This window comes from Methylobacterium sp. WL8, assembly GCF_008040045.1.
GTDB classification, from domain to species: domain Bacteria; phylum Pseudomonadota; class Alphaproteobacteria; order Rhizobiales; family Beijerinckiaceae; genus Methylobacterium; species Methylobacterium cerastii.
In genome coordinates this window covers 1-8,330 of the sequence record NZ_VRVF01000118.1, presented here as the reverse complement: position 1 = coordinate 8,330, position 8,330 = coordinate 1, and the positions used below count along the sequence as shown (strand labels likewise).

6 protein-coding genes and 3 pseudogenes are annotated in these 8,330 nt (G+C 59.4%); 2 read left to right on the top strand and 7 right to left on the bottom strand.

Annotated elements, in window-relative coordinates; all coding sequences use genetic code 11:
- Window positions 1-127 precede the first annotated feature (127 nt).
- The 4 genes and pseudogenes from FV234_RS24365 to FV234_RS27010 all read right to left on the bottom strand — a co-directional run.
- Window positions 128-314: pseudogene (locus tag FV234_RS24365) on the bottom strand (IS5/IS1182 family transposase); the annotation flags it as partial.
- A gap of 78 nt (window positions 315-392) precedes the next feature.
- Window positions 393-1,196, bottom strand: coding sequence for an ABC transporter permease (locus FV234_RS24360; protein ID WP_147832205.1), 804 nt, complete (start codon window positions 1,194-1,196; stop codon window positions 393-395).
- A gap of 108 nt (window positions 1,197-1,304) precedes the next feature.
- Window positions 1,305-1,607: pseudogene (locus FV234_RS24355) on the bottom strand (integrase core domain-containing protein); the annotation flags it as partial.
- 88 nt (window positions 1,608-1,695) lie between these two features.
- Window positions 1,696-1,938: pseudogene (locus FV234_RS27010) on the bottom strand (IS30 family transposase); the annotation flags it as partial.
- A gap of 554 nt (window positions 1,939-2,492) precedes the next feature.
- On the opposite strand from FV234_RS27010, the gene FV234_RS24345 reads away from it, so the two are divergent.
- Window positions 2,493-3,536 (top strand): IS110 family transposase, encoded by a 1,044-nt coding sequence (locus FV234_RS24345; protein ID WP_246686302.1) that lies wholly within the window; start codon window positions 2,493-2,495, stop codon window positions 3,534-3,536.
- Window positions 3,537-3,857: 321 nt separating this feature from the next.
- Here FV234_RS24345 and FV234_RS24340 read toward each other — a convergent pair whose 3' ends face one another.
- From FV234_RS24340 to FV234_RS24330, 3 genes are all read right to left on the bottom strand, one after another.
- Window positions 3,858-5,213, bottom strand: a complete 1,356-nt coding sequence (locus tag FV234_RS24340; protein WP_147832203.1) for a transposase — start codon at window positions 5,211-5,213, stop codon at window positions 3,858-3,860.
- A 188-nt stretch (window positions 5,214-5,401) separates the two neighbouring features.
- The gene (locus FV234_RS24335) at window positions 5,402-5,743 is read right to left on the bottom strand and encodes a hypothetical protein (protein WP_147832201.1); all 342 of its coding nucleotides are present in this window, start codon (window positions 5,741-5,743) and stop codon (window positions 5,402-5,404) included.
- Window positions 5,744-5,835: 92 nt separating this feature from the next.
- The gene (locus FV234_RS24330; protein WP_187273799.1) at window positions 5,836-6,558 is read right to left on the bottom strand and encodes a metallophosphoesterase family protein; all 723 of its coding nucleotides are present in this window, start codon (window positions 6,556-6,558) and stop codon (window positions 5,836-5,838) included.
- Window positions 6,559-7,450: 892 nt separating this feature from the next.
- On the opposite strand from FV234_RS24330, the gene FV234_RS24325 reads away from it, so the two are divergent.
- A partial coding sequence (locus FV234_RS24325; RefSeq protein ID WP_147832197.1) for a hypothetical protein occupies window positions 7,451-8,330 on the top strand: 880 nt, incomplete at its 3' end.

Sequence of the window (8,330 nt, the reverse complement as noted above, 5' to 3'; positions counted from 1 at the left end):
CGCGCTGCTTCAGCTTCGCGGCGATGGCGGACAGGATCATAGGCCGGCTCCAAGGCGGAGGCGGCAAGCTGGTCAGGGATGGATAACGATCCGTGAACGAAGGCGCGTTCGCGTTTGCGACAGGCCCCAGCAGCATCTCCGGCGGGATCGAGGGCCGCCCCATCCGAGTGCAGGCTCTCGAAGCGGCCGTTCAGCCCGGCCAGAACCTCGTCCGCCAGCGCCCGGATCGGACGCAGAGGATGATCGGCCGGTACGCGTTCCTCCAGGCGGACGTAGCTGAACAGGCTCTCCGACCGATCCTCGCATCCGCGCATCGCTCACCCCCCGCCGATCTCCCAGACAGAGTGAATCATCTCCAAATCAAACTCGCCAGCGACTTCTGCAGCAGCCTGCTAGGTTCTTTTCCGGACGACGTGCTTTTCCAGCAGTAAGCCAATCGTCATTAATGAAAGAGAAAACAATATAATATAGTAATAATCGATCTCTAATGACAAATTGGGATAATATCCAAGCCTAACCCACTCGATGATGCCAACGACCGGGTTGTATTTCAGGATATCGTAAATCTCATTCGGAAGGAAGTTCGGCAAAAACATCACGCCGCTGGTGATATAGATTACGACTGTGAACAGGATGCTGCCCATCATCCAGGCCGGGAAGAAGGCGACGATGCTAACGTTAATCGTGCCGAAGCCGATGCCGAGCAGGATGGCTGCGAGGTAACCGCACATCGATGTGAACGGATCAATCGGCACCGGATTGATGCCGGCCGCTATGAGGATCGCTGACACCGTGAGCAGCCCCAGGAAGCCGGTGACGATCTCGACGAGAATCCGGGAGAAGATGACGTCGAACAGTTTCACCTGTGGGTAGTAGGTCAACGGGCGATTGGTCAGAACGGCCTTCATGACCTCGCGCGAGACGTACTGGAAGACAAGCGCCGGCACTGCACCGCTTGCGAAGAATAATGCGCGGCTGTCACCAATCGGCGCAGGCACATTGCGCGTGACGTAGATCAGCACGAGCATGAAGACGTGCGCGACCGGCCAGAGCACGACGATCATGTAACCCCAATGCGACCCGCCGAAGCGTGTGCGCATGTCCCGCAGTATCAATGCATGCAGGACGTGGAGGTAGGACTCCATCTGACTTCTCTGCAGCGGTTTAGACACCACTTCTCGGTCGATCGCGGACATGACGGCTCCGAATTTTCACGCGTCGTCATCCGCATCGAAAGCGCCAGAATTATGGAATCATTGATGGATTGGACCGCGCCGAGCTTCCCGGAGGGGGGTGGGTTTGGGTCAGGCTGCCGAGGTTTGCGCCTCGGTCTGGGCTGAGTCACGCGCTTCGGCCTCGGCGGGAGGGATATTCCCGATCGGTCCGAGCAGGCGGCGCGAGTTGAACCAGTCGACCCATTCGAGGGTGGCGAACTCCACGGCCTCGAACGACCGCCACGGCCCACGCCGATGGATCACCTCGGCTTTGAACAGGCCGTTGATCGTCTCGGCCAGAGCGTTGTCGTAGCTGTCGCCGACGCTGCCGACGGACGGATCGACACCGGCCTGGGCGAGCCGCTCAGTGTAGCGGATCGACAGGTATTGGGCGGATTCACGCGGTCGTCGCAACGGGCAATGTGTGAGTCCCTTGTAGGAGCCGGTCAAGCGTTTCGGCTGGCATTTTCCAGCCCAGTGTCTTGCGAGGGCGCGCGTTGAGAGCTCTCGCTACAGCTTCGTCCGGGTCGTGGCCGCTCAGGTCGGTCCCTTTTGGGAAGTACTGGCGTAGCAGCCCGTTCGTGTTCTCGTTGGTCCCGCGCTGCCAGGGGCTGTGCGGATCGCAGAAGTAGACGGTGAGGCCCGTATCGATCCGCAGGCGTGCATGCTGGCTCATCTCCGATCCCTGGTCCCAGGTCAGAGATCGTCGCAGTTGTTTGGGCAAGGTGGTGATCGTGCGCGCGATCGCCTCGCGAACGGCCTCGGCACCATGCCCGGCCAAGGCAGGCCCGTTCTTGACGCGAGGTCCGCATCCGTACCCCTCCATCCGCGGCAGATGAAGCAGCATCGTGAACCGCGCGAAGCGGGCAGGCAGGTGCGGCATGAGGCGTTTCTGGCGAGGGACACCATCAGCCTATCCATCACGCCCGCTTCGTCACCCAGCGCGTTCCACGACCGGTCAAAATGGCCAAAGTCGAGCTTAGAGTCCTCTCTGATTGGGGTTCGTGAGGCAAGCTTCTCCTGATCGACGTTTTCGGGTTCCGGCTGTATCGCTTCCGCGGGTCACGCGCTTCTCTTCGCGGTCGGCGCGAGGCCGCCGCATGATGGGGTTAGGAGAGCGACGCGTCTCAATCTGTTTCACGACCTGGTCTGCTGACGCGGACCGGTTCAGATGGGGTGATTGGGATCAGGCCGCGGTTCCGCTGACGGCGGCTGCTCCTATCGAGATGTGAGATCGTGGTCGATGTCGGATCGCCACAGCATCAGGAAGGAGCAGCCATGACCTACTTTGCCGGACTCGACGTCTCCCTGGAAGAGACCACAATCTGCGTGGTCGATGAGACGGGACGGCTCACCAAGGAGTTGCGAACCGCCAGCGAGCCGGAGCCGCTCGTAGCCGCCCTGGCGGGGCTCGGCCTTCCGCTGGAGCGCATCGGCCTGGAGGCGTGCTCGCTGACAGCGTGGCTGCACGACGAGCTTCGGGCAGTGGGTCTACCGGCGGTCTGCATCGAGACGCGGCTCGCCAACGCGGCCATGAAGACGATGCCCAACAAGACCGACCGCAACGATGCCCGCGCGCTTGCCCAGATCATGCGCACGGGCTGGTACCGGCAGGTTCACGTCAAGTCGCGCCAGTCCCGGCTCTGGCGTTCGCTGCTGGTGGCGCGGCGCACCGTGCTCAACGAGATGCGAGCCATCGAGAACGTGGTGCGGGCGATCCTGCGCGAGGGCGGGATCAAGCTCGGCACCCCGGCCCGTGCCGCCTTTGCCGGGCGGGTGCGCGAGATGGCGGCCGACGAACCCCTGATCCTGCCGCTCGTCACGCCCCTGCTGGCGATCCTGGCCACGATGCTGGAGCAGCTCGATCGGCTGACCCGGCAGGTCCTCACCATCGTGCGCGGCGAGGCGGTCTGCCGGCGGCTGATTAGTGTGCCGGGCGTCGGCCCGATCACCGCGCTGGCCTTCCGCGCCACCATGATGAGCCGGAGCGGTTCCGACAGTCCCGGAACGTCGGGGCGCATCTCGCGCCTGACACCGTCTCGCTACCAGTCGGGCGAGACCGACATCCAGGGCAAGGTCAGCCGCTGCGGCGACGAACTGGCCCGTACCGCGCTCTACGAGGCGGCCCATTCCCTGCTGACGCGGTCGCGCAAATGGTCGAGCCTGCGCGCCTGGGGGATGCAGGTCGCCAGACACCGTGGCATGGCGCGGGCCCGCGTGGCGGTTGCGCGCAAGCTCGCCGTCATCCTCCATCGGATGTGGAGCGACGGGACCGAGTTCCGCTTCGGCAAGGAGCCGGCAGCGGCCGTCGCAGCCGCATGATCGAGACACGCCTGCTGAAGCGAACTGGACGACGGCAGGCCAGACTTCACCCGCGAGGGTGACCCGGATCGTTCCCGTGGGGACGATGGGTGAGGCGATCTCGTTGAGAGTCCCGAACCGGTCCGCGTCAGCAGACCAGGTCGTGAAACAGATTGAGACGCGTCGCTCTCCTAACCCCATCATGCGGCGGCCTCGCGCCGACCGCGAAGAGAAGCGCGTGACCCGCGGAAGCGATACAGCCGGAACCCGAAAACGTCGATCAGGAGAAGCTTGCCTCACGAACCCCAATCAGAGAGGACTCTCAGCTCGACTTTGCGCAATTTAGGCGGCGTAGCAGGCAATATCTGTGAGGCGGTTGCAGATGTGTGTGGGTATTTGTGAGTTATCGATTCGTTCCGGAGATATCCTGAAAGCTGCATCGGCCCATATCTGACGCCGAACGGCTGCAATGGCGTTGGTGAAGGTCAGGGTCGTCTTGCGGTACCACTTGGCGGATCGCACCACGAGTGCCTGTGATTGATGAAGATCGTCAGCCCAGACGGTGACGAGGGCGTAGAGACCGAGCAGCACCGGTGTTGTTCGGGCGATGGCGCAATCGGACCACTGCCGCTGCGTCTCGACGCCAAGGTGCCGACGGACTTCGGCGAAGGTGACCTCGATGGTCCAGCGTCGGACGAACCAGGACAGGATATCTTCAGGGCTGGCGCATTGATCGGTGCAGAGGAAAGCTTGCGGCTTGAAGAGGCCGAGGGGGTCGCGCACCAGAAGCCATCGCAGCGGCACGATTGGTCGACCTGGGTGGCTCCACACCGCGACGCCGGTCGTGACCTCCACGCGTCGCTCGGTTCCGCCATACCAGCCCTGGACGATCAGGGTCTTCCAGGTCGTTTGCGGGTCGAGAAGGCGCTCGGCCAATGTCGGGAGCGGCTCGCCGTTGCGCCGTGGTCGCCCGATCGTGCGGGCCTCACGTGGTGCCGCGGGAGCGAACAGACGGGCATCGAACCTGATCCGAGTCACGACGCTCACGCGGGTTCGCACCGCAGCCAGCAGATCGATGGCGGAGAACGCGCTGTCCGCCACGATGACGATGGGGCGGTCCGGCAGCCAGCGGGCAATCTGCAGCATCATCTGGCGGGCGCCATCGACCAGCGTGTTGTGCCTGACCCCGCGCATCGGTGCGGCACGTTCCGACGCCATCAGCACAGTGAGGAAGGGTAACGCCCAGACGCGCCCCGCCCAGGGAACCGGCACCAGCAGCATGGCTGACAGCCAGCGCAGTCCGCTGGCCTTGACGAAGTGACCATGGCTCGACCGCACGGGATCCCTGTAGATGCCACGAGCCTCGATCTTGGCACCCCATCGCCACTCGATGGTGTCGTCGAGACCGATCACGACGGATCCCGAAGCTGCAAACCGGTCAACCAGCATCAGGAACAAGATGCGGGCGGCAGTCAGCGCGGACCAGTGACATCGGTTCAGCACGGCGTGATAGAGCCCGAAATCGGCACCGTCGCTTTTACCGGTGGCGCGAAGCGCCGCGCTGATCGTTCGACGGTGGGGCGTTAAAACCGCTACCTCGACCAGTACGAGGACGCGCTGCCATGTCGGATGCGTGAACAGCACCCGGAAGGGAGCCAGCCAGCCCGCTGATCGGCGATCAAAGATAGGGCTGATCATTGCCGTTACTCCCAAAGCAGATTGCCTGCTTAGGGAAGCCGGAGCCGGCCGAAATTGACTCAGCGGCGGCCATCAAAAAATGCGCAAAGTCGAGCTCGGCGAGACGACTGAGGGTTCCTCGGTTCGGCCCAAGGCGAGGCGCAGCGCGGCACCGACGTCGTAGAAGAAGTATCTATGCAGATAATAGACTATTTCCTCAGTTTACCTGAAAAAAATCTTTTTGCATCTTCCTCGTTTTGTAAGATAGAGCAGCAGAGGCCATCTCCTAAATTTGGAACGTCTCGTTTTCTCCAGCAGGCCAGCGCGAGTTCCTCATCGCTATGATTTCGACCAGGAGATTTATAGTAATCTTGGATCCATTCCTGTCTAGGGTTTTCAGCGGCATCATCGTAAATTTTAAGCTGGCATCCACCACTAGACGCAATGCATTTACATCCAATTTGCGCTGAATTAGCCAGCGATGATTGCATAATAAGAATAAAAATTGCCGCATAGAATTTGTTGCAGCTAACTTTGCTAATCCACGGCACGCCAATGCCTCCTTTCGCGCATAAATAATTACTGCCCGAATGATTAAAAATTCATCTAATTTTAGAAACGCAACTTCGATGATAATGCTTTTCTATAAGTTCAAATTATTTATTGTGTAAGTTTGGCTGCCAATCCAAAGGCGTGCCTCTGGTACCAAGAGGTCAAAGCGTGCTCCAGCAATAGAACCAGTTCTATATCCTCCGATGTCTAAACCAACTCTTTGCGGAAGAACGATCGGCCAAAACTCCGGCGTGTGGCCGTGTACAACCACGCGCTCGATGCCGTGAGCTTCAGAAAGGAAGGGCTCCCGGATCCATAGGAGATCATGTTCGAGTTGACGCCACAATGGGACACCTGGTCTCACTCCAGCATGGACGTAGAGCCTTTCGCCGTCATCTAAGCCGAGAGGTAAATCCTCAAGGAAGCGGATGTGCGATTCAGGGATACTGCGGATGTTCCCTGTACCGTAGGAGCGTAATGTAGCGGATGCGCCGCATACCATCCAGTTCCTGATGTGAAAATCTGTATGATACCTCCAAGCCGCGACCATCATTGCTTCGTGGTTGCCTTTGATCGGATACCACCGCTCACCGCGGCGGCTGGGCCCAGCTATTAACTTTTCGATCACCTGCCGTGAGTGTGGACCACGGTCGATGTAGTCGCCAAGAAACACAACTGACGCTGGGCCTTGAGCATCTTCTGCGACCCAGGCCAGAAACTCCTCAAGTAGGTCGAGCCTGCCGTGTATGTCCCCGCAGGCGTAAACTGGCCCTTCAATCATCTCCGGCTCAAAAGCATGAAACCGAGCCTTCATAGAACCTGCTCGTGTGGGCATCAGGTCGCCGACGGCGAGGCCTAGCAATGATCTCGTTCGGGTTAAAGCGAGCGCAGGCGCAGTTCACGTGCGCCTGTGCCATCTGGTGAATGGTTAAAGTTTTTCGGCGGTAGCAGGGAGCCTGCCGACGTTGGCCGAGCAGGGGCCGGCATACACAGGGCGGCCGGAGGTGTTCCTCACGAAAACGCTGTAACGGCCTCCTTTCGTGGTTAGGTTCCTGGATCCCGTCATGTTGTCCAGGTCCTTCTGCCCCCCCGGAATTGCGTTCCGCCATAGCCGGACGGTTGTTGGCTTGTGTGTAGCCGCATCTACCGCCTGAACGCAGACCGAGCTGCCAGGGGCACCGAAGGAGTCAACGACACGTGCGTCATTGCCTGGATCAACCCATGTCCAGTGAGCGCTCCCGGCTTGGGCGGCTCCGACTGATACGGAGATTATATTGGCTGCTGCTACTGCCAGAATGGCAGTGCGTAGCGTGTTCATGAACATGATGTGTCTCCTCGTATGTGGACACTGGACCTTGTCGAATTTCTTGCCCAGCTGGCTGCACAACAGGAAGGATGAGGCTGCGATCCGCAGGTCACAACCTCCGGATCCGGACTGGCCGATACCAGTTCCGGACAGTCCGCTTTGAAGGAGCGTGCGAGTGGGTTTGGGCCACGTAGTCAGCGACCTGTTAGCCTCTGACAAAAAGCCGGAACTTGAGCACGTTTGGTCAAGGCATCGCCATCGTGGTCGTCTTGATAGCGGACAGTGCGGACAGCAGCTACGCTTGGCGTTGACTGCTAGGGTACGGAGATCGGATTGGCCGGTTGAGCAGACCGGACAGTCCGCATAAACCCACTTCCTGCTCTCTCGACAGTGGGGAAGAATGACCGACGGTGACCGGGTGCAGGCTCAGATCGATTGGACCGAATATCTAAGCCGCGGAGGCTATGAATTCACGCTTCGAGCTAGTCTCAGACCACGGAGAGACAGGCTGACGGAGCTGACGGACGGGGTCTCGGACGATGCGCTCGAAACCATTTCCAAGGAGCTCAAGGCTCAGGGAAAAGTGCCTGCCAGCTTCACAGCTCGTACTCTTCGGCGGATGAGGAACGGGAGCGATCAGCACCTAGTTTCTCACTTAATTGCTGTGGCTATCGTACTTGGTCGTGATCTCAGAGACGTTGCTGAGGTGGAACTGGTGTCGACTCAAACGCCCGAAGGGGAGGCCCGCCAGCCAGACGGTGAGGCTACCATGCCGAGCTCGCAAGCTGCAGACCTCTTTGCCGTTGTAAGCCAGTGGCTAATGCAGACTTTAATTTTAGGGTTCGGGGTAAGCCTTGCTTACTGTACGGTTTTTGGCATAGGCCGCCTAATCGACTTCTCTCAACGCATCTCTGACTCAGCTCTCTACCTCGGCATTATTGTAGCTGCGATATATCAAGGAAACATCATCGCTTTACGATCCCCTTGTGATCCACCTTTGCCAATCAAAGGATTGCTCGGATTTGGCTTGGCCGCAGTTTCTGGAGGAATCGTTTCTCTGTTCTTGGCTCTGTTATATCCGACTGAGGCTGTCTCTATTCATGACCCTCGTACGGCCTCCGGGATCGTATTATTTTTAATTATGACATTCGCGGTTTTTCTTTGCGCGTATTCCCTCAGAACATGTATTTTGGCGCGGCGATGTAATTGGACGGAAACGATTTACTTTAAACGGGTAAATGTTGGTACGACCTTTGCTATTGTTGTGGCAACTTTACTTC

Bases quoted from the DNA above. Each gene is read 5' to 3' on its own strand.
- FV234_RS24360 (WP_147832205.1), bottom strand. From the start codon at position 1,196: ATGTCCGCGATCGACCGAGAAGTGGTGTCTAAACCGCTGCAGAGAAGT.
- FV234_RS24345 (WP_246686302.1), top strand. From the start codon at position 2,493: ATGACCTACTTTGCCGGACTCGACGTCTCCCTGGAAGAGACCACAATC.
- FV234_RS24340 (WP_147832203.1), bottom strand. From the start codon at position 5,213: ATGATCAGCCCTATCTTTGATCGCCGATCAGCGGGCTGGCTGGCTCCC.
- FV234_RS24330 (WP_187273799.1), bottom strand. From the start codon at position 6,558: ATGAAGGCTCGGTTTCATGCTTTTGAGCCGGAGATGATTGAAGGGCCA.